Source organism: Zhengella mangrovi (assembly GCF_002727065.1).
In the GTDB taxonomy this organism is placed as follows: Bacteria; Pseudomonadota; Alphaproteobacteria; order Rhizobiales; family Rhizobiaceae; genus Zhengella; species Zhengella mangrovi.
Window position 1 is genome coordinate 429,158 of the sequence record NZ_PDVP01000001.1, and the last position, 20,368, is coordinate 449,525.

Sequence of the window (20,368 nt, forward strand, 5' to 3'; positions counted from 1 at the left end):
CATGGCCGACGATCTGTTCGCCGCCGCAAGGTTGGCGATGGGCAAGGCCCATGTACCCTATTCGAAGTTCCCTGTCGGTGCCGCGCTGCGAACCGCAGACGGGCGCGTCTACGCTGGTGCCAACATCGAGAACGTGTCGTTTCCCGAGGGCTGGTGCGCCGAAACGACCATGCTCGCGCACTACGTCATGGATGGCGGTGGCGACATCGCCGAGATCTGCGTGGTGGCCGCGAAGATGGACCGTATCACGCCCTGCGGCGGCTGCCGCCAGCGGCTGGCCGAGTTCGCCGGGGCGCAGACCCGTCTCTACCTGTGCGACCAGGCCGGCATCGTTGACGAGATGACCATGGCCGACATGCTCCCGCTTGCCTTCCAGACAGAGGCCGTCCGATGAACCAGTCCGTTGATATCCTCGTGGAGCGCCTCAATGGCCTCGCGCCACGCATTGCCTTCGTTCTCGGCTCCGGCCTCGGCACCCTGGTGAATGACGTCGAGGATGCGGTGCGCATTCCCTACGCCGACCTGCACGGCTTTCCGAAAAGCGGCGTCACGGGCCACGCCGCCGAAGTGGTGGCCGGGCACCTCGGCGGTGTGCCGGTGCTCATGCTGTCCGGCCGCAGCCACTACTATGAACATGCCAACGCCGCCGCGATGCGGCCGGCGCTGGAAGTGCTCAAGGGGCTGGGGATCGACCGGATCGTGCTGACCAATGCCGCCGGCTCTCTCGACGAATCCATACCGCCCGGCTGGGTCATGCTGATCGAGGACCACATCAATTTTTCAGGCTCCAACCCGCTCTTTCATGAACCGACGGACCGCCGTTTCGTCGGCCTGACGGAGGCCTATGATCCGGCCATGCGCGCTGCCATCGAAGGCGCCGCCGCGGCGGAGGGTCTTGACCTTGGCAAGGGCGTGTACATGTGGTTCTCCGGACCGTCTTTCGAGACACCGGCGGAAATCCGCATGGCGCGCATCATGGGTGCCACGGCTGTCGGCATGTCCACCGTTCCGGAGGTCATCCTGGCCCGCTTCCTCGGGCTGCGGGTGGCGGCCTGTTCGGTGATCACCAATTTCGCGGCCGGAATGACGGGTGCGGAACTGTCACACCAGGAAACCAAGAACATGGCTCCCCAGGGCGGCCGCAAGCTGGCCGCCATCCTGAGAAGGGCCCTGGCCGAAGGAGGACTGAATGGCTGAATCGGCTGAAGCGGCCGTGGCCGCCAGGCTCATAGCCTGCCTCGACTACACCGAACTCGGCAACGAGTGCACCGAAGGCAATGTCGACCGTCTGCTGGACGGAGCGATGACGCCCGCCGGCCCGGTCGCCGCCGTCTGTGTCTGGCCGCGGTTCGTCTCCCAGTGCCGGGAACGGCTGGAAGGAACGGGCGTCCGTATCGCAACGGTGGTCAACTTCCCGGACGGCAAGGACCAGTACGAGGGAGCACTCGACGAGGCGCGCCGCGCTGTCCGCCAGGGCGCGGACGAGATCGACATGGTGATCACCCGCGCGAAAATTCCCTCCGACCCGGATTTCGTGACGGCCCAGGTCGCGGCCTTCGTCGAGGCAGCCGGCGGGCAGGTGGTCAAGGCCATCCTGGAAAGCGGCGAGATGGCCGGGCCGGATGACGTGCGCATCGCCGCGCGCGCCGCGATTGCCGGCGGCGCCGGGTTCATCAAGACTTCCACCGGAAAGACCGCTCACGGCGCCTCGCTGGAAGCCGCCCGTGTCATGCTGGAGGAGATCCGCGCATCCGGAAAGCCGGTCGGCCTGAAACCGTCCGGCGGCGTGCGCACGCTGGCCGATGGCAAGGCTTACCTCGACCTCGCCGACGAGATCATGGGCGCCGGCTGGGCGACGCCGCAGACCTTCCGCATCGGCGCGTCCGGGATCATGAGCGATCTCCTGGCCCATCTCGGTGTCGGAACCGGCGAGCCGACCGCTGACGGCGGCTATTGATGCTGACCCGCGAGATCATCCGCAAGAAGCGCGATGGCCAGGCCCTGACGCTTGAGGAGATCAACCACCTCGTCTCGGGCCTGGCTTCGGGCGATGTATCCGAAGGCCAGGTCGCGGCCTTTGCCATGGCTGTCTATTTCCGCGGCATGAATCCGGACGAGGGCGTGGCACTGACGCTCGCCATGCGGGATTCCGGCACGGTGCTCGATTGGTCCGATCTGCCCGGACCCGTCACCGACAAGCATTCGACCGGTGGCGTCGGCGACAATGTCTCGCTCATGCTGGCGCCGATCGTCGCCGCCTGCGGCGCCTTCGTGCCGATGATTTCCGGCCGCGGGCTTGGCCATACCGGCGGCACGCTCGACAAGATGGATTCGATCCCGGGCTACACGAGCCAGCCGGACAACGCGCTCTTCAGGGCCTGCGTGAAGGAGACCGGCTGTGCCATCATCGGCCAGACCGCCGACCTCGCCCCGGCCGACAAGCGCTTCTATGCCATTCGCGATGTCACGGCGACGGTCGAATCCATCCCGCTCATCACGGCGTCGATCCTGTCGAAGAAACTGGCCGCCGGCCTTCAATCTCTCGTCCTCGACGTCAAGTCGGGCAACGGCGCCTTCATGGCGACCGGGCGGGAGGCCGGGAAACTGGCCCGCCGCCTGGTCGATGTGGCCAACGGGGCGGGCCTGAAGACTCATGCGCTGGTGACAGACATGAACGAACCGCTGGCCTCCGCGGTCGGCAACGCGCTGGAGGTGCAGAACGCGGTGGACTTCCTGACAGGAAAGCACCGCGACAAGCGACTGGAGCGTGTGGTCATGGCGCTGGCCGCCGAGATGCTCCAGCTCTGCGGCATCGCCGCCTCCAACCACGAAGGCGCCGCGCGCGCGATCGACGCGCTGGACAGCGGCCGTGCGGCCGAGGTCTTCGCCCGGATGGTGGCCCGCCTCGGCGGTCCTGCCGATTTCGTCGACAAGGCGGCAGATTACCTCGGCGCCGCCCCGGTTCAGCTGGATGTCCCGGCGCCGTCGGGCGGCTACATTGCTGCCGTCGATACCCGCGCCATCGGCGTGGCCGTCGTCGCACTTGGCGGCGGACGGCAGGTCGCCGCCGACCCGGTCGACCCGCTGGTCGGACTGTCGTCGGTCCTGCCGGTCGGCAGCAAGGTGGCGAAGGGCGATCCGCTCGCCCGTGTCCATGCGCGCAATCGCGACGAGGCGGAGAGGGCGATCGCCACGATCGAAGCAGCGATGGCGGTGTCGCGCGAAAAGCAGCGGCCGGCACGGGCCATATCCCGCCGGATCACCGCCTGATGGTCAGCGGCGCCTACTGCTCCAGCTGAAGGGTATTGCCCTGGACGGCGAAGCTGTCCAGGCGCTTCAGGAAGCTCATCCCGACCAGCGTACCCGAAAGCGCCTTGTCGTCCAGGATGACCGCCTTGACCTTGCGCACCTCGATCCGGCCGATCTGCATGAGATCGATCATCGCCGCGGCGGCTTTCGCCTTTCCGTTCGCCGTGTTGACCTCGTAGGTATAGTCCGATGGCTGGAGCTTGATCCCGATCCGCCGGGCCGTTGACGAGTTGATGGCAACCAGCGTCGCGCCCGTATCGATCAGGGCCTTGACGCGGCGTCCATTCAGGCGGAACTCGTCCCGGAAATGCCCTAGTTCGTCGATCCGGACCGCGTGGCTCCGCCCGGACAACGGTCCTTGCACGGTGCGCTTCCTGATCGGCCCGACCGTGGCAAGCTGCGTCTGTTGCGGAGCTTCTCTCTTGGCCGCAACCGAGGCCACCAGATCGGGATTGGACTGGATCAGCATCGGAACGGATGCCGACAGGCCGACGAATGTGCTGAGCAGAACAAGTTTCTTCATCATGGCACGCGGGGTTTTCCTCTCGCGTGCCTGTTTAGCCGGTTTGCGTCGCTCCCCGGTTAATCCCGGACAGCGCCCGTGCGCTTTCCGCGGGCATCGTTAATGACCGGTTGCCGGGTGCGCCGTCCTTCCGTCCGGGCGCGACCCCTCGGCGGGTCGCGGCTATTTCGTGCCGTACATGCGGTCGCCGGCATCGCCGAGACCCGGAACGATGTAGCCTTTCTCATTGAGGTGGCTGTCGATGGCCGCGGTGTAGACCGGCACGTCCGGATGGGCCCTGCCGAAGTTCTCGATGCCTTCGGGTGCCGCCAGCAGGCAGACGAAACGCAGGTTGTTGGCGCCGCGTTCCTTCAGCTTCTCCACCGCCGCGATGGCCGAGTTTGCCGTGGCGAGCATCGGGTCGACCACGATCACGAGACGGTTGTCGAGTTCGCCTGGCGCCTTGAAGTAATATTCCACTGCCTCCAGCGTCTCATGGTCGCGGTAGAGGCCGATATGCGCCACCCGGGCGGCCGGTACCAGGTCCAGCATCCCTTCGAGCAGACCGTTGCCGGCGCGCAGCACCGAGGCGAAGACCAGCTTCTTGCCTTCCAGCGTCGGCGCATCCATTTCCATCAGCGGCGTCTCGATGCGCTTGGTCGTCAGTTCCAGGTTGCGCGTCACCTCGTAGCAGAGCAGGTGCGAGATTTCCTTGAGCAGGCGGCGGAACCCGGCTGTCGAGGTTCCCTTGTCGCGCATGATGGTCAGCTTGTGCTGCACAAGCGGGTGGTCGACGACGGTGACGTTCGCCATGTTCTTCTCCGGTAGGACGTTTCTTGCCGGCAAGAGTAGCGGCATGGGCGCGCCTGTGCCACCGGTCACTGCCCGCCTGCCACAGTTTTTGTATGAAAGGTCCCGTGGGGTCGTCGCGCATTTCCCGCGCCGGTGACAAGCTATGGACCTGACCTTCGAATCGGCCTTCTCGGCCGGCGGCATGCTCGGCCATGCCTCCTACCTGCTCCTCGTGCTTTCCATGGCCATGCGCCGCATGGTCCTCCTGCGGCTGCTTGTGGTCGCCTCGGCCGTCGTCGGCATCACCTACGCGGCCGCGATCCTGAACGACCCGGTCTCGACCTTCTGGGAAAGCCTGCTGATCACCACCAACCTGGTGCAACTCGGCTGGACCTGGCTGGCCGATCGCCGCACGGTGTTCTCGAACGAGGAACGGGCGCTCGCCGACAACCTCCTGCCGGGTCTCCCGCCGGCGGCAAGTCTCCGCTTCATCCGCCAGGGAGCATGGACGGACCTGGCGCAGGGCACGATCCTGGTAAGGCAGGGCGAACCGGTCGCCAGCCTGGCCTGGATCGCCGCCGGCGAGGTTGGCGTGATGATCGATCGGCGGCACATCGGCCATTGCGGCAAGGGCGAGATCATCGGCGAATTCTCCGCCATGAGCGGTGACCCTGCCACCGCCACGGTCGTGGCAGTCACGCCGGCGCGCGTATGGATGATGGATGCCGAACGGCTGCGCGCGCTCGCAGGGCGCGGTGATCCGACCGCGCTGGCGCTGGAGGCCGGCCTCTCCCGCGACATCCGCCGCAAGCTTGGCCGGGCCAACCGACGTTTCTTGGAAATGGCCGTCCGCGCAGCGGCAACGGCCCCGGGTGTGCCTATCCGCGATTGTCCAGCCGCGCCATGAGGGCTGCCCGCGTCGCATCGTCGACGAACGCGGCCTCCAGCGCCGTGCGCGTGATCTCGAGCAGCGCCTGGTCGTCAAGGCCGAAATGCTCCTGCGCGATGGCGTATTCGCGCCCGATCGTGGAATGGAAATGGGGCGGGTCGTCGGAATTCAGCGTTACGCGGCAGCCGGCCTGCATCAGGGCCGGGAACGGATGGTCGGCGAAGGAGGGGAAGACATCCAGCGCGATGTTGGAGCCTGGGCAGCATTCCAGCACGACGCCCTCGTCCGCGATCCGCCGCACCAGGTCCGGGTTCTCGATGGCGCGCACCCCGTGCCCGATGCGCGAGGGATGGATGTGGTCCAGCGCGCTGGCCACGCTTTCCCAGCCGCACAATTCGCCGGCATGCACGGTGATGCCGAGCCCGGCATCGCGGGCAAGGTCGAAGGCCGGCACGAAATCGGCAAGGTTGCCCAGGCGTTCGTCACCCGCCATGCCGAATCCGGAAACGACGGACCGGTCGCAGGTGGTGGCGAAACGGGCGGCATCCATCACCGAATCCACGCCGAAATGCCGGACGCCGGTGACGATCTGGCGCGATTCGATGCCGGTTCGGGCCTTCGCCCGCGCCATGCCTTCCGCCAGGCCCTCCGTGTAGGCTTCGGGGGAAAGGCCAGCGTGCCGGGCATGGTCCGGCGAGGTGAAGAACTCCGCGTAAATGGCGCCTTCCGCCGCTATTCCCGTCAGGTAGTCCTCGGCCAGCAGGGCGTAGTCGTCGGCGGTGCGGAACAGGGCCGCGGCTGCGTCATAGGCTGCAAGGAAACTGGTGAAATCCTGCCAGACATATGCGCCGTCGCGGATGAAAGCCGACATGTCGGCGCCGTATTTTTTGGCTTGCCTGAGCACGAGGGCCGGGGCGGCCGCGCCCTCGATATGGCAATGGATTTCGGCCTTGGGCAGCATGGACACCGGCATTTCCCCTCCGTCGGTCGCGCCTGATGCGCGCGGCGTCCTTGCATGCGCCGCTTCATCGCGGTTTTCACGATAGCGCGGCCGGGATTTATCTTCTATGGTCCCGCGCGAATTTGAAGGTGGATATCAATGTCAGGCAACCGGACAACCGCCGCCGGCGGCATGGAGACGAGCTACGGCTTCCGCACGGTGGACAGCGGCCAGAAACAGGGGCTCGTCAACGAGGTCTTCCACAAGGTCGCCGAGCGTTACGACATCATGAACGACCTGATGTCGGCCGGCCTGCACCGGGCCTGGAAGGATGCCATGGTCGCATGGCTCAACCCGCCGAAGCGGCCGGGCTGGCGTGTGCTCGACGTTGCCGGCGGCACCGGCGACATCGCCTTCCGCATCCTCGAAGCCTCCGGCCGCAACGCCGAGGCAACGGTCCTGGATATCAACGGCTCCATGCTGGCCGTGGGCCAGGACCGTGCTGCGAAGCGCGGGCTGGACGGGCTGGTCACCTTCGTCGAGGCCAACGCGGAGGAACTGCCCTTCGCCGACGAGACCTTCGACGCCTACACGATCGCCTTCGGCATCCGCAACGTGCCGCGTATCGAGGTGGCACTGGCGGAAGCCTACCGGGTGCTCAAGACTGGCGGCCGGATCATGGTGCTCGAATTTTCCGACGTCGACATGCCCTTCCTCGATCGCATCTACGAAGCCTGGTCCTTCAATGCCATTCCGCGCATCGGGCAGGCGGTCACCGGCGATGGCGAGCCTTACCGGTACCTCGTCGAATCCATCCGCAAGTTCCCCAACCAGCGCGATTTCGCCACCATGATCGGGCGCGCCGGTTTCGAACGCGTCACCTGGCGCGACTATTCCGGCGGCATCTGCGCGCTTCATTCCGGCTGGAAACTGTAACCATACGATGAGCACGATCGGCGCATATTTCCGGCTGGCCCGCGCGGGCTGGATCATGGTCCGCGAAGGCGTCATCGCCGCCGCACCGGGCGAGCACCTCGAAGGCCTGCCGCGCCTCGGCTGGCAGGCCGCCAGGCTGCTCGCGCGCCGCCGCGTGCGGGAGCGCGACCGGTCCGAGCGCATGTCCCGGGCGCTGAACCGCCTCGGACCGTCCTACGTGAAGCTCGGCCAGTTCATGGCCACCCGGCCGGATGTCGTCGGACGCGAGATCGCCCTCGATCTCGCCCACCTGCAGGACCGGATGGACTTCTTCCCCGAGACCGCGGCCCGCAAGGCGGTGGAAACCTCGCTCGGCCGTCCCGTCGAGGACGTTTTTTCCCGTTTCGATCCGCCGATTGCCGCTGCCTCCATCGCCCAGGTCCATCCCGGCGAGGTGGACGACATCAACGGCTGGCGCAAGGTTGCGGTCAAGGTCATCCGTCCCGGCGTCCGCGAGCGTTTCGCCCATGACAACGAGGCCTTTCTGCTGCTGTCGCAACTCCAGGAGCGCTTTATCCCGGCCACGCGCCGCCTGCGCCCTGTCGAGGTGACGCGGACGCTGGAGCGCTCCACGCGGATCGAGATGGATCTGCGCCTGGAGGCTGCCGCCCTGTCGGAAATGGCCGCCAACACAGCCGAGGATCCGGGGTTCCGCCTGCCACTGGTCGACTGGGAACGGACCGGCCGCGATGTGCTGACGATGGAATGGATCGACGGCATCAAGATGTCGAACATCGAGGCCTTGCGTGCCTCCGGTCACGACCTGGAAAAACTGGCCGCCACCATTATCCAGTCCTTCCTGCGCCACGCCCTGCGCGACGGCTTCTTCCACGCCGACATGCACCCCGGCAACCTTTTCGTCGACGATGCCGGACACATCGTTGCCGTCGACCTTGGCATTGCCGGGCGTATCGGCAAGAAGGAACGCCGCTTCCTGGCCGAAATTCTCTACGGCTTCATCACCCGCGACTATCGCCGCGTCGCCGAGGTGCATTTCGAGGCCGGCTATGTGCCCGAGCGCCATGATGTCGCCAGCTTCGCCCAGGCCATCCGGGCCATTGGTGAACCGATCCATGGCCAGTCGGCCGAGACCATTTCCATGGCGAAGCTGCTCACCCTGCTTTTCGAAGTGACGGAACTCTTCGACATGGAGACGCGGCCCGAACTGCTCCTGTTGCAGAAGACCATGGTTGTCGTGGAGGGCGTCGCCCGCGAGCTCGATCCCGCCTTCAACATGTGGAAGACCGCCGAACCGGTGGTCGGTGACTGGATCCGCGCCAATCTTGGCCCCCGCGGCATGGCCGAGGACGCCCGCGAGGGGATCGGCGCCCTCGTCAGCCTTGCCCGCCAGGCCCCGGAATTTTCCCGTCGCGCCGAACGCCTCTCGCGCGAGATCGATGCCATGGCCGAGAACGGCCTGCGCTTCGACGAGGAAACGGCTCGCGCGATCGGCAAGGCCGAGGCCCGTCACACCCGGTCGGGCCGGATCGCCCTGTGGGTCATCGCCGCCTGCGCCATCTGGATTGCCTGGCAGGTCAGCTGAACGCCGATTGCCTTTGCGTGGACAATGTGATTGCATCGCAATCATCTTGCTTGCGGAGTGCAATCATGGCTTCGATCACCATTCGCAATCTCGACCCGGCAATCAAGGACGCGCTGCGCCTGCGGGCGGCGGCCAATGGCCGGTCGATGGAGGAAGAGGCACGGATCTACCTCGCCGAACTCGCGGCCGCGACGGACCTTCCTCCGGCCGTCACGCCGGCATCCGCGCCGGTCGAGACGGCGTCGGGCATCCGCCAGACGCTGGCCGGCCGCCGCGTCCTGCTGGTCATCGGGGGCGGGATTGCCGCCTACAAGTGCCTTGACCTGATCCGCCGGCTGCGTGAGCGCGGGGCAGGCGTTCGCTGCATCATGACAGCCGCGGCCCGCGAGTTCATCACCGAATTAGCGGTCGGCGCGCTCACGGCGGACCGGGTCTTCACCGATCTCTTCTCGCGTGAGGACGAACAGGATGTCGGCCATATCCGCCTGGCGCGGGAAGCCGACCTCATCGTCGTTGCCCCTGCCACCGCGGACCTGATGGCAAAGATGGCCAATGGCCTGGCCAATGACCTGGCATCCGCCGTGCTGCTGGCCACCAACCGCCCGGTCCTTGTCGCCCCCGCCATGAACCCCGCCATGTGGACCCATGCCGCGACGCGGCGCAACCGTGCCACGCTGGCCGGCGACGGCATCGCCTTCGTTGGCCCGGGCCGGGGCGAAATGGCCGAGAGCGGCGAGGCCGGCGAAGGGCGCATGGCGGAACCCATGCAGATCGTCGCCGCCGTGGAAACCATGCTCGACCGCGCCCCGAAGCCGCTCAAGGGCAAGCGCGTCATCGTGACCTCGGGACCGACCCACGAGCCGATCGACCCGGTGCGCTACATCGCCAACCGTTCGTCGGGCAAGCAGGGGCATGCCATTGCCGCGGCGCTCGCCAGGCTCGGGGCCGACGTGCGTCTCGTCTCCGGTCCCGTATCGATACCCGACCCCGCCGGCGTGGCGGTGACCCACGTGGAAAGCGCGCGCGAGATGATGCAGGCCGTCGAAACCCTGCTGCCGGCTGAAGCCGGCGTGTTCGTCGCCGCCGTTGCCGATTACCGCGTGGAGAACGCCGCGGCGCAGAAGATCAAGAAGGAAGGGTCTGCCGGTGCGCCGGAACTGCGGCTGACCGAGAACCCGGACATCCTGAAGACGGTCGGCCATCACGAGAACCGTCCGCGCCTTGTTATCGGCTTTGCTGCCGAAACCCACGGTGTGGTCGAGCATGCCCGCGGCAAGCTGGCACGCAAGGGTGCCGACCTGATCGTCGCCAACGACGTATCGGCGGGAACCGGCATTGGCGAAACGGGCGTGATGGGCGCCGACCGCAACCGGGTCGTCATCGTGTCCGCCTCCGGCGAGGAGACGTGGCCCGAAATGGGCAAGGATCAGGTGGCTGAGCGGCTGGCGGCGATGATTGCCGAGCGGCTCGAAACCATCACCGTATGAGGCGGCGCCGCTGAGTCAGTTCGGCGAAGAGCGGGTCACGATCTGGTGGCAGGGCGTGTAGCGCTTGTTTTCGAGCAGGCCGCCCCCGTAACTTTGCTGAATCTGGTTGTCTGCCCGTGCCGCTGCTGACTGGCAGCGCGATTGCGAGCCTTCGACCACGCGCCAGCTTCCCTGTTGCAACTGTCCGGATGAGTCGCGGTAAACGAAGACACGTTCAGCCATCCACGCCCGCCCGTCATCGCGATGATGCCGGTGGTCGTCGGCAAGGGCAGGGGTGGCGAGGGCGGCCGAAAGGCCGGCAAGCAGGGCAAGAAGCTTCATGGTCGTCTCCATGGCTGGCGGCAGGACCATCTGCCTGTCCGGTTGCGGCCGGGAAGAAGGAAGACAGATCGTGGCCGTCTTGTGACGTCTTGTATTTGAACGAGTTCTAGGCACGTGCGTTCCCGGGACGGCTTGCAAGCCTGCACCGATCTGTTGAACAATCCGTTGCGATCGGATGCATTGCGCCGGGGGCGCGGCTGCCTATTTTCAGGAAAACCTTTCAAGGAGGGCATGACCATGTCCATTCGACCGATCAGGCAGATTTCCGGCACCCGTCCCACGCTCGAAGGGGCAGGCGTTCATCTTCACCGCGTCTTCGGCTTCGGCGACCCCTCGCTGACCGACCCGTTTCTGATGATGGACGATTTCCGCAACGACCGCCCGGAGGAATACGCGGCCGGGTTCCCATGGCATCCGCACCGCGGCATCGAGACCATCACCTATGTGCTGGCCGGCACGGTGGATCACGCCGACAGCCTGGGCAATGCCGGCACGCTTGGCGCCGGTTCCGTGCAATGGATGACGGCCGGGTCCGGCATCCTGCACCAGGAAATGCCGAAGGGTGATGCCTTCGGCCGCATGCATGGCTTCCAGCTCTGGGCCAACCTGCCCGCCGACCGCAAGATGACCAGCCCGCGCTACCAGGACATCCAGGCCAAGGAAATTCCCGAGGTCATTGATGACGACGGCACGAAGGTCCGCGTGGTTGTCGGCGAGTTCTGGGGCAAGACCGGCCCCGTGGACGGCATCGCCGCCGACCCGCAGTATCTCGATATCACCGTGCCGGCCGGCAAGCGAAAGACCTTCAAGGTCGATACCTACCGCAATGCCTTCGCCTACATTTTCGAAGGCTCGGCGACTTTCCGCGATGCCTCCCGTCCCTTCGGCGTGCTGGTGGAAAAGGAAGTTGCCGGCGAGGAGGTCCATGTTCGCGACATGTCCGGCAACCGCACGCTCGTTATCTTCGACACCGGTGACGAAGTGACGGTTCAGGCGGGCGAAAAGGGCGTCCGCTTCCTGCTGGTTTCCGGCAAGCCGATCCGCGAGCCGGTCGCCTGGCATGGCCCGATCGTCATGAACACCCAGGAAGAACTCGCGCAGGCCTTCCGGGAATTGCACAACGGCTCCTTCATCCGCGAAGGCGCCCGGTTCGAGTGACCGAAAAAGGCCCGGCGGACACCGTCCGCCGGGCGAAATGCCGCGTTCGGGACAAGCAACGCGGATTTGGCAATTTTATTTTCAGTCAAAGATGTTTAGGTGATGAAATCCCGTAAATTCCCGGTTCGCTCGTGTTGCTGCGGGCTCCGCCCATCGCGTTGCCGGCAGAGCAAGCTCTGAATGGCGGTCTCGCCGGAACGGGCTGCAATCCGGGTTCGAGAGCGGGTCCCGCGCTCGATGGCTGCACGCTAGAGCAGGTTGAAGAATATCGCCTTGGCCGCCGCCTCCGTGGTGTTGTTGGACCGCATCTTCTTGCGCGCGGAAACGAGATAGGCCTCCACCGTCTTGCGCGACAGGTTCATGCGATAGGCGATCTGGTCGCTGGTCAGGCCGGCTGCCGCGTGGGACAGCACCGACCGCTCCCGCTCGGACAGTGCGAAAGTCAGCCGCGCGAACGTGGCGCGGAAATCCGCGTCGAAATCCTGCACGCGCGTGATGATCTGCCGGGCGTTGTCGTGCCAGGTGGCCTCGAATTCCCTGGCCGGACTGTCGCAGGCACACAGGCCGAAGCCGCCGCATAGGGAGGTGTCGTGCGCGAAAACGGGAATGGTGACGCCGACGGGCGTGAGGCTGCCGGATTCCGTGGGCGCCGCATCCGCCTGGATCTTGCCCCGGCCGCGCAGTGTCGGCATGGCGGACCAGAGCGTCGGCTCGTCGGATTCGAACACCCGGAGGACCGAGAAGTCGCCCTCGGCAATGCCGCGCACGGTCACCGCATCCAGGCACGCATCCGGCGGCGTTGTTTTCCAGATGGCGAACCGCGCATGTCCGTCCGTGCCGTTCAATTGCGACTGGACATGGCTGATGCCATAGAACATGGCGCCGATCCGGAATTCCAGGAGATCGGAGGCCAGCCCCTCCCAGGCAACCTCGAATACCCTGGCGAGAACCGTTCGATCCGCCGTTCCGCCACGTGACACTGTCTTCCCCCTGCATGATGAGTGCTACTTTTCATTGAATAGAAGCAACATCAATACGGTAAAATTCCCGTATTAGGAGAATAAGCAGTCCGTGTATCAGTCAGAACGGAAATATTGAAAGTAATGCATGGGGGCAACATTGGCCGGCGCAGGCCCGCATGGCCGCGGGAACGGCGGGCGGTCAAGAAAAAACCCGGCGGTTTGCCCGCCGGGTTTCCGTTTTGGCGCTCGATCGGACGGTCAGGCCGTCGGATCCTTGATGGTGCGCAGGTAGGGCAGCACCACCTTGACGTCGCCGAACTTCTCCTTCGCCTGGTCCGTGGTCAGCGACAGGGCCACGATCACGTCTTCGCCCGGGCGCCAGTTGGCCGGCGTGGCGATCGGCACGCCGTCGGTCGCCATCACGGCGTCGAGCGCACGCAGCACTTCGGCGAAGTTGCGGCCCACCGACATCGGGTAGGTCATCATCAGGCGCACCTTCTTGTCCGGACCGATGATGAACACCGAGCGCACGGTGGCGGTGTCGGCCGGCGTGCGGCCATCCGGCAGGTAGGCCTCTGCCGGCAGCATGTCGAATGCCTTGGACAGCTCCAGGCTGGTATCGGCAACGATCGGGAAGAAGGCCGAAGCCTTCGAGACCTGCTCGATGTCGCCCTTCCACTTCTTGTGTTCCTCGACGTTGTCGACGGAAATGCCGAGCACCTTCACGCCGCGCTTTTCCCATTCGTCCTTGAGCTGGGCAACGGCACCGAACTCGGTCGTGCAGACCGGGGTGAAGTCCTTGGGATGGGAGAAGAGAATGGCGTAGCTGTCGCCGATGAAGTCATGCAGGGCGAACGTGCCGTGGTCGGTCTCGACGGTGATGTTCGGCACGGTGTCATTGATGCGAAGCGCCATGGAAGCCTGTCTCCTGGTTTGTCAGAAATGGATCATCAGGTCTGGATATATGCATGTATTCTGTGCGCGGGTAGGGCACCCGCTGCGGCGGACCGCCGCAGATAGGCACCTGTAGCAATCACGGACCGGCCCCACAAGGAGGATTGGCCCGCCGCTCAGATGATCTGGAAGAAGATGGCCTTGGCGACAGCCTCGGCCGTGCTGCGCGAGCGTGTCTTGCGCCGGACCGAGGCGAGGTAGGCCTCGACGGTCTTCGGTGAGAGTTGAATCTCCCACCCGGTCTGCGCGATGGCCATCCCGCCCGCGATATAGGTCAGGACCCGCACTTCCTGGGTCGACAGGCCGAAGCACTGGCGCGCATAGGGCCCGCGGAACAGCGATTCGAACGCGTGCAGCAGGCGCACGAGATCCGAAATGCCGGCATCCATCATCCTGTCGAAAACCGCGGCATCCTGCCCCCGGTGCCGCAGGCCGAAGCCGCCGCAGACGCGGCCGGACGGCGTCAGCAACGGGACGCTGACACCCACGTCCATGCCGTATCGGGCGTCCAGTTCAGCACGCTTGAGCTGCTTCTCGGTCGCGCCCGCCAAGATGTCGTCGTGGTGCCAGAAACAGGGGCGCGCGGTCGACAGGACCAGTTCGGATACCCGGTCATCGACAAGCGGGTTGCCGTTCAGGGCCGCGAGAAAATCCTCGGCATAGGTCATCTTTATGATGCCCCGCTCCATGACGAGCGGAAAATCCGTGGTGAAAGCGCCGACCGGGTAGACGCCATAGAAGATGCCGTCGATCTCGAACCTCTGGCCGAGCCAGGATTCCAGCATGTGCCAGGCTGCATCCGGATCCAAGGCATCGCCGTCCCCGTCGGGCGGGAACTCGCCAAAGAAAGTATGAATTGTAATGCCCCCAATTGCTGCCAAAAAGCTAGCAGAAACGTGGAGATGAGGGAAATCCCCATATTGGAAAAGATTTCCTAAATTATATAAGTTTTCCTTACTCCTGATGCGGCAGGAGGGGGGTGCAATACCCAGCTCGAGCAAGAGGGTCGCGTGTCGGGGGTATGACGCGCGGCCCTCTATTGCATGCCTGGTTTTCTGAGCCGCTCAGGCGGCCGCGCGCACCTGGTAGTCCTTGATCGCCTTGAACGTCACGGCCTTCCAGCGCTCCGCCTCGTAGTTCAGCGAAAACCCGTTCTGCGCCATGAAGACGGGGTCGCCGTCGAGGTCGCGCGCAATGTCGGCGCGGTGCGCGTCCATGAAGCGCTGCAACTCCGCCTTGTCGGCTTCCATCCAGCGGCAGACCGAGAACCGCGCCGGCTCGAAATCGACCGGCAACTGGTACTCCTGCTTGAGGCGTTCCTTCAGCACGTCGATCTGCAGCGCGCCGACCACGCCGATGATGGCCGGTGACCCGTCTTCCGGGTTGAAGAGCTGCACCACGCCTTCCTCGGCCATCTGCTGCAGCGCCTCGGTCAGCTTCTTGCCCTTCATGGCATCCATCAGGCGCACGCGGCGGAGGATTTCCGGCGCGAAGTTCGGCACCCCGTGGAACAGCAGGTCCTCGCCCTCGGTCAGCGTGTCGCCAATCCTGAGCGTACCGTGGTTCGGGATGCCGACGACATCGCCGGCCCGGGCCTCGTCGGCAAGCTGGCGCTGCGACGCGAAGAAGAACTGCGGCGCCGACAGGGTGATGGACTTGCCGGTACGCACGAGCTTGGCCTTCATGCCGCGCGACAGCGTGCCGGAGCAGACGCGTGCAAAGGCAATGCGGTCGCGGTGGTTGGGGTCCATGTTCGCCTGGATCTTGAAGACGAAGGCGGTCATCCCGTCTTCTGTCGCCTCGACCCGGCGGATGTCGGCATCCTGCGCCCGCGGGGCGGGCCCGTAGTCGACAAGGGCGTCGATCAGGTCGCGCACGCCGAAGTTCTTCAGCGCCGAGCCGAAATAGACCGGCGTCATGTGCCCCTCGCGGAAGGCCTGCCGGTCGAAGGGGCGGCAGGCTTCGCGCGCCAGGTCCACTTCCTCGATGAAGGCTTCGCGCTCGTTTTCCGGCAGTTTTCCGGCTGCTGCATCCGCCTGCGGTCCGTTGACCGGCGTGCGCGCCACCTCGTCGTCGGAACCGCGCACCGTGTTGCTGGCCAGTTCGTAGGTGCCGCAGAAGGTCTTGGAGCGGCCGATCGGCCAGTTGACCGGTGCGGTATCCAGCGCCAGCTTTTCCTCCACTTCGTCCAGGATCTCGAACGGATCGCGGCTTTCCCGGTCCATCTTGTTGATGAAGGTGACGATCGGGATGTCGCGCAGGCGGCAGACCTCGAACAGCTTGAGCGTGCGCGGCTCGATACCCTTGGCGGCGTCGATCACCATGACGGCGGAGTCGACCGCCGAAAGCGTGCGATAGGTATCGTCGGCGAAGTCTTCGTGGCCCGGCGTGTCGAGCAGGTTGAAAACGCAGTCCTTGTATTCGAAGGTCATCACCGAGGTGACGACCGAAATGCCGCGCTCGCGCTCGATCTTCATCCAGTCGGACCGGCTCTGGACCCGGTTCTTCTTGGCTTTCACCTCGCCGGCAAGCTGGATCGCGCCGCCGAAGAGCAGCAGCTTTTCGGTCAGGGTCGTCTTGCCCGCATCCGGGTGCGCGATGATCGCGAAGGTGCGGCGGCGGGCCACCGCCTGTTCGTTCGTTTCGGCCATGGGAGAAAATCCGGTCTCGTGACTGGCCGGGCTTGTAGCAAGTCATGGCCGCGATGCCAAACCGTTAATACCAGCCGTTCCGTTCTTCCCATCCTGGCCGACGGTTGCCGTTTTACTCGGTCTCGGCGGGGTGCAGCCGGCCGGTGAAGCGATTGCGTTCTGAACTGGTCTCCCGGTCTTCCAAGTGACGAGGTAGGGACGTGGCCGCCGTGAATGACCCCGGTCACTCGCGCTCATGAAGCATCGATTGGCCTGCATCCCTGCCTGACACGACCGTATCCGCGACTACCTAGGTACCGGTCGGTAGTTGCTACGAATGGTTAAAATGCAACCGATGGATTAACTATGATGCGGGGTCGGCGTTTGGCGGCCGCCCCGGTTGTTTGGTGACGCCAAAGGGGGGCAGGAACATGGGTGGCAAGGCGATGGCCGCGGGCGGCGGCAAGGCGGTATCGACCAGAAATGCGGGCATGGCGCCAACGGCGGGTGGTCGCAACCAGGTCACGCCGGCGCAGACGCAGTTCAGCCGGGAAGTGAGAAAGGCCAGGACGCAGGGCTCGCTCAAGAACACGACCGGGCTTGCGACCGGGACTATGGCCGCAGCGAATGCGAACAAGCCTGCCCGAACCACTTTCCCGATGCAGGAAGCGCCGGCTGCGAAAGGCGGCGGTGCCGAAGCCGCAGGCGGGAAAGCCAAGGATGCGCCCGCGGCCAAGGGTGGCGGTGACAAGAAGGCCGGCGGTGGAGAGAAGGCCGGCGGTGGAGAGAAGGCAAAAGGCGGGGACAAGGCCGAGGGCGGCGGGGACGCCGGCAAGCTGCTCGAGCAGGTCCAGAAACTGCTGGAACAACTGATGAAGCTGCTGGAGGGTGCCGGGAAGACCGAAGGCGCCGCCAAGGACAAGGCGGCTGCGCCCGCCGATGATGTCGCGAAATTGCTGGAACAGATCAAGACACTTCTCGAACAGCTCCTGAAGGCACTGGGCGGCAAGGGTGGCGAGGCCGGAAAGGGTGGCGAAGCTGCCAAGGGCGGCGGGAAGGACGCGGGCGGGGCCGACCTCGCGGGCATGGTGCAGCAGATGATGCAGATGATCGGCGGTGTCGGTGCCGGTGGCGGCGGGAAGGGCGGCGATGCGGCCGCGGCCGGCATGGACTTGATCACGAAAATGGCGCCCATGGTCCTCAAGATGATCGGTGGCATGGGGGCTGGCCTGTAGGCCCTGCATCGGACCCGCGTTTAGCCCAGTGCGGCGGCCGTGGCGGCGCGATTGCCCTGCCGCGCCAAGGTGGGGCTTGCCCGTGAACGACGTCACGTCACGACTGGCACTGGTCAATGACGGCAAGACGGGATGACGGACGAACGGCTGCAACGGGCTGCCGAATTCTTCCGGCCCGATGGACCGCGGATTGTCGGGACCGACGGCATTGGCGGCTGTCATCTCGTGTCGGTGATGAAGGGTCGGCAAGCCTGCCGGTTGGTCGACCTGGGGCGCAGGCTGTGCATGGCAACGGAGCTTCGCCTGGTGCGTTCGGCCGTCATGTGGCCGAGCCGTCAGCCTTCCAGTCTTCGGCGAAAGCGGCGTTGGGCGTTGCCGCTGGGCGCCGGGCCGTCCGCATGGCCTCACCCTTGAGGCAGCACATGTTCGCGGCAAGGTGCCGGAAGCGGGCTTTGGGGGCGGCCTTTGTGCGGCCGAACTGTCTTCCACTCGCCAATCGCGATTGCCGCTGAAGGGTCTGTCAGCCGCGGAAGCGCCGGATCTGGACTTTCCGGAACCGCGACGCCGCTTTGCGCGTTTCAGCATGCCTGCATGTCTCTCTTGACACACATACCAACTGGTCGGTATTGTAAATTGCGATAAGGGGCAAGGGCACATGAAGAAACACGCGAAGGCTGCGGCACGCGAGGAAACGAGGCGCAAATTGCTGGACACCGGCTTCACCCTCATCCGTGAGAAGGGCTACGCGGCCACCCGGGTCGATGACATCTGCGCGGCAGCCGGCGTCACCAAGGGCGGGTTTTTCCATCACTTCCGTTCCAAGGAGGAATGGGGGGGCGCCGTGGCCGAACACTGGGGCGAGGTCACCTCCGGATTGTTCCAAGATGCGCCCTACCATCAGCCGTCCGATGCCCTCGACCGTGTCCTAGCCTATGTCGATTTCCGCAAGGCGATCCTCGAGGGGCCGGTCGCCGAATTCACCTGCGTGGCCGGCACGCTGACCCAGGAGATCCACCTTCAGAGCCCGGAGATCAGGGACGCTGCCGCGGCGGCCATCTTCGGTCATGCCGCCACCCTGGAGAGCGATATCGCCGAAGCGAAGGCGGCCCGCTGCCCGGATGCCGACTGGACGCCGGAAAGCCTTGCCCGTTTTACCCAGGCTGCCCTTCAGGGGGCTTTCATCCTGGCCAAGGCGCAGGGCGGGCCGGAGACCGCGCGCGACATGGTCGATCACCTGCGCCGCTACGTCGAACTGCTCTTCGACGTGCCGCATGGCACCGGCGGCCTGCAGCCATGACCGGATCTGCCGGATGGGACGCAGTCGGCGCGTTTTGACAACAACCAGTGCGGCAATGCCGCCACAGGAGGGAAGCAGGCCATGGAACCGACGATCTATCTGAATTTCCGGGGCAATTGCCTCGAAGCCATGAAACACTACGCCGCGGTTCTCGGTGGCGAGATCACCGGTGTCTTCACCAATGCCGATGCGCCGGATCCGGCGACCCGCATGCCGGGGGGCGACAGCATGGTGATGAACATGAACATGCGGTTGGGTTCCGCCAATGTCATGGCCTCCGACGTGCCCGAAACCTGGTACGTCAAGCCTCAGGGATTTTCGGTCTCCATCGCGCCCGCGTCGCTGCAGGAGTTCGATCGGATCTACGCCGCCCTGTCCGAGGATGCGCAGGCTGTTTCCATGGCCCCGGCAGAAACGTTCTGGGCCGAACGCTTTGCCATGTTCACGGACCGCTACGGCACGCCGTGGATGCTGAATTTCGCCGGTAGCAGGATGCCGGGCTGAGGCGCCGGCATCGCGATCAAGGGAGAGAGAGCATGTCATTTGTCACCGGAATGCTGGCCGCCGTGCCTGTTGCCAGCAAGCAGGCCTTCATCGATCACGCGCGGGCCGCCGCCGATGTCTTCAGGGAGTATGGCGCGGTCGAGGTCGTCGAGTGCTGGGGGGTCGATATTCCCGACGGCAAGCGGACCTCGATGCCCATGGCCGTCGAGAAGCGGGAAGACGAGACGGTCGTCCTTTCATGGATCGTATGGCCCTCCAGGGAGGTTGCCGATGCGGGCATGTCCCGCATGATGGAAGATCCCCGCATGACACCGGAAACCAACCCGATGCCTTTCGATGGCAGCCGCATGATCTTCGGCGGCTTCGACATGGTTCTCAAGGCGTGAGGAAACCACGATGACCGACACCCACGAACTGGTTCTCGAACGGACCCTCGCCGCCCCCCGCATGGCCGTCTGGCGCTGCTGGACCGACACCGATCTTCTCAAGCAGTGGTTCTGCCCGAAACCCTGGTTCGTATCCGACGTTCGTTCCGATCTGCGGCCCGGGGGCGAATTCTTCACCCGGATGAACGGGCCGAACGGCGAGAGCATCGACAACCCCGGTGTCTGGCTGGAGGTGATCGACGGCAAGCGCCTCGTCATGACGGACGCCTTCACGCCGGACTGGAAGCCCAAGGCGGACCCATTCATGGTTGCCATCGTTGAATTCTCCGACACCGCCGCTGGCGCAACGCAGTATCGCGCGGTCGCCCGCCACTGGACGTCGCAGGCCATGAAGCAGCACGAGGACATGGGGTTCCATGCCGGCTGGAACGCGGCCGCCGACCAGCTCGAAGCGCTGGCGCAATCGCTTTGACCGGATCTTGAA

At 65.3% G+C, this 20,368-nt stretch carries 22 protein-coding genes; 14 read left to right on the top strand and 8 right to left on the bottom strand.

Features of this window, described 5'->3' with window-relative positions; translation table 11 throughout:
- The first annotated feature begins 1 nt into the window (after position 1).
- The 4 genes from CSC94_RS02080 to deoA are packed head-to-tail and all read left to right on the top strand — an operon-like array spanning position 2 to position 3,270.
- Positions 2-394, top strand: a complete 393-nt coding sequence (locus tag CSC94_RS02080; RefSeq protein WP_099303233.1) for a cytidine deaminase — start codon at positions 2-4, stop codon at positions 392-394.
- Complete coding sequence (locus tag CSC94_RS02085; protein ID WP_099303235.1) at positions 391-1,197, top strand: purine-nucleoside phosphorylase; 807 nt, start codon at positions 391-393, stop codon at positions 1,195-1,197. Before CSC94_RS02080 ends, CSC94_RS02085 begins: the two co-directional genes overlap by 4 nt.
- Positions 1,190-1,957 carry a deoxyribose-phosphate aldolase gene (gene deoC, locus CSC94_RS02090; RefSeq protein ID WP_099303237.1) on the top strand — a complete coding sequence of 256 codons (768 nt, stop codon included), beginning with the start codon at positions 1,190-1,192 and terminating at the stop codon, positions 1,955-1,957. Before CSC94_RS02085 ends, deoC begins: the two co-directional genes overlap by 8 nt.
- Positions 1,957-3,270 (top strand): thymidine phosphorylase, encoded by a 1,314-nt coding sequence (deoA, locus tag CSC94_RS02095; RefSeq protein ID WP_099303239.1) that lies wholly within the window; start codon positions 1,957-1,959, stop codon positions 3,268-3,270. The genes deoC and deoA overlap by 1 nt, the downstream gene beginning before the upstream one ends.
- Before the next feature lie 13 nt (positions 3,271-3,283).
- Here the strand turns inward: deoA and CSC94_RS02100 are convergent, their stop codons facing one another.
- Together CSC94_RS02100 and upp are read right to left on the bottom strand one after the other, a co-directional pair.
- On the bottom strand, positions 3,284-3,835 hold the full coding sequence (locus tag CSC94_RS02100) for a TIGR02281 family clan AA aspartic protease (protein WP_099303241.1): 552 nt from the start codon (positions 3,833-3,835) through the stop codon (positions 3,284-3,286).
- A 159-nt stretch (positions 3,836-3,994) separates the two neighbouring features.
- Positions 3,995-4,624 carry a uracil phosphoribosyltransferase gene (upp, locus tag CSC94_RS02105; RefSeq protein WP_099303243.1) on the bottom strand — a complete coding sequence of 210 codons (630 nt, stop codon included), beginning with the start codon at positions 4,622-4,624 and terminating at the stop codon, positions 3,995-3,997.
- 142 nt (positions 4,625-4,766) lie between these two features.
- Here upp and CSC94_RS02110 point away from each other — a divergent pair, with 142 nt between their 5' ends.
- Positions 4,767-5,510 carry a Crp/Fnr family transcriptional regulator gene (locus CSC94_RS02110; protein ID WP_099303245.1) on the top strand — a complete coding sequence of 248 codons (744 nt, stop codon included), beginning with the start codon at positions 4,767-4,769 and terminating at the stop codon, positions 5,508-5,510.
- Here CSC94_RS02110 and CSC94_RS02115 read toward each other — a convergent pair.
- Entirely contained in the window at positions 5,482-6,453 is a 972-nt protein-coding gene (locus tag CSC94_RS02115) for an adenosine deaminase (RefSeq protein WP_099303955.1), read from the bottom strand. The two genes, CSC94_RS02110 and CSC94_RS02115, sit on opposite strands and share 29 nt — an antisense overlap.
- Before the next feature lie 138 nt (positions 6,454-6,591).
- Here CSC94_RS02115 and ubiE point away from each other — a divergent pair, with 138 nt between their 5' ends.
- From ubiE to coaBC, 3 genes are all read left to right on the top strand, one after another.
- Complete coding sequence (ubiE, locus tag CSC94_RS02120; protein ID WP_099303247.1) at positions 6,592-7,368, top strand: bifunctional demethylmenaquinone methyltransferase/2-methoxy-6-polyprenyl-1,4-benzoquinol methylase UbiE; 777 nt, start codon at positions 6,592-6,594, stop codon at positions 7,366-7,368.
- Positions 7,369-7,375: 7 nt separating this feature from the next.
- On the top strand, positions 7,376-8,950 hold the full coding sequence (gene ubiB, locus CSC94_RS02125) for a 2-polyprenylphenol 6-hydroxylase (protein ID WP_099303249.1): 1,575 nt from the start codon (positions 7,376-7,378) through the stop codon (positions 8,948-8,950).
- Between the two features lie 65 nt (positions 8,951-9,015).
- Positions 9,016-10,437 carry a bifunctional phosphopantothenoylcysteine decarboxylase/phosphopantothenate--cysteine ligase CoaBC gene (coaBC, locus tag CSC94_RS02130; RefSeq protein ID WP_099303251.1) on the top strand — a complete coding sequence of 474 codons (1,422 nt, stop codon included), beginning with the start codon at positions 9,016-9,018 and terminating at the stop codon, positions 10,435-10,437.
- A 15-nt stretch (positions 10,438-10,452) separates the two neighbouring features.
- On the opposite strand, the gene CSC94_RS02135 is transcribed toward coaBC, so the two are convergent.
- Complete coding sequence (locus CSC94_RS02135; RefSeq protein WP_133122808.1) at positions 10,453-10,758, bottom strand: hypothetical protein; 306 nt, start codon at positions 10,756-10,758, stop codon at positions 10,453-10,455.
- Positions 10,759-10,995: 237 nt separating this feature from the next.
- Between CSC94_RS02135 and CSC94_RS02140 the strand changes: the two genes are divergently transcribed.
- Positions 10,996-11,916, top strand: coding sequence for a pirin family protein (locus tag CSC94_RS02140; protein ID WP_099303957.1), 921 nt, complete (start codon positions 10,996-10,998; stop codon positions 11,914-11,916).
- A gap of 248 nt (positions 11,917-12,164) precedes the next feature.
- Here CSC94_RS02140 and CSC94_RS24970 read toward each other — a convergent pair whose 3' ends face one another.
- From CSC94_RS24970 to CSC94_RS02160, 4 genes are all read right to left on the bottom strand, one after another.
- Entirely contained in the window at positions 12,165-12,896 is a 732-nt protein-coding gene (locus CSC94_RS24970) for a helix-turn-helix transcriptional regulator (protein ID WP_245408226.1), read from the bottom strand.
- A gap of 240 nt (positions 12,897-13,136) precedes the next feature.
- Positions 13,137-13,793, bottom strand: coding sequence for a peroxiredoxin (locus tag CSC94_RS02150; RefSeq protein ID WP_099303255.1), 657 nt, complete (start codon positions 13,791-13,793; stop codon positions 13,137-13,139).
- Between the two features lie 155 nt (positions 13,794-13,948).
- On the bottom strand, positions 13,949-14,641 hold the full coding sequence (locus tag CSC94_RS02155) for a helix-turn-helix transcriptional regulator (protein WP_099303257.1): 693 nt from the start codon (positions 14,639-14,641) through the stop codon (positions 13,949-13,951).
- 255 nt (positions 14,642-14,896) lie between these two features.
- Complete coding sequence (locus CSC94_RS02160; protein ID WP_099303259.1) at positions 14,897-16,483, bottom strand: peptide chain release factor 3; 1,587 nt, start codon at positions 16,481-16,483, stop codon at positions 14,897-14,899.
- Between the two features lie 410 nt (positions 16,484-16,893).
- Between CSC94_RS02160 and CSC94_RS02165 the strand changes: the two genes are divergently transcribed.
- The 5 genes from CSC94_RS02165 to CSC94_RS02185 all read left to right on the top strand — a co-directional run bounded on the left by CSC94_RS02165 (position 16,894) and on the right by CSC94_RS02185 (position 20,356).
- Positions 16,894-17,697: a hypothetical protein gene (locus CSC94_RS02165; protein ID WP_099303261.1), complete on the top strand. Its 804-nt coding sequence runs from the start codon at positions 16,894-16,896 to the stop codon at positions 17,695-17,697.
- A gap of 655 nt (positions 17,698-18,352) precedes the next feature.
- Positions 18,353-18,994 carry a TetR/AcrR family transcriptional regulator gene (locus tag CSC94_RS02170; protein WP_099303263.1) on the top strand — a complete coding sequence of 214 codons (642 nt, stop codon included), beginning with the start codon at positions 18,353-18,355 and terminating at the stop codon, positions 18,992-18,994.
- A gap of 81 nt (positions 18,995-19,075) precedes the next feature.
- The gene (locus CSC94_RS02175; protein ID WP_099303265.1) at positions 19,076-19,498 is read left to right on the top strand and encodes a VOC family protein; all 423 of its coding nucleotides are present in this window, start codon (positions 19,076-19,078) and stop codon (positions 19,496-19,498) included.
- 32 nt (positions 19,499-19,530) lie between these two features.
- On the top strand, positions 19,531-19,884 hold the full coding sequence (locus CSC94_RS02180) for a DUF1428 domain-containing protein (RefSeq protein WP_099303267.1): 354 nt from the start codon (positions 19,531-19,533) through the stop codon (positions 19,882-19,884).
- 10 nt (positions 19,885-19,894) lie between these two features.
- Positions 19,895-20,356: an SRPBCC family protein gene (locus tag CSC94_RS02185; protein ID WP_099303269.1), complete on the top strand. Its 462-nt coding sequence runs from the start codon at positions 19,895-19,897 to the stop codon at positions 20,354-20,356.
- Positions 20,357-20,368: the final 12 nt, after the last annotated feature.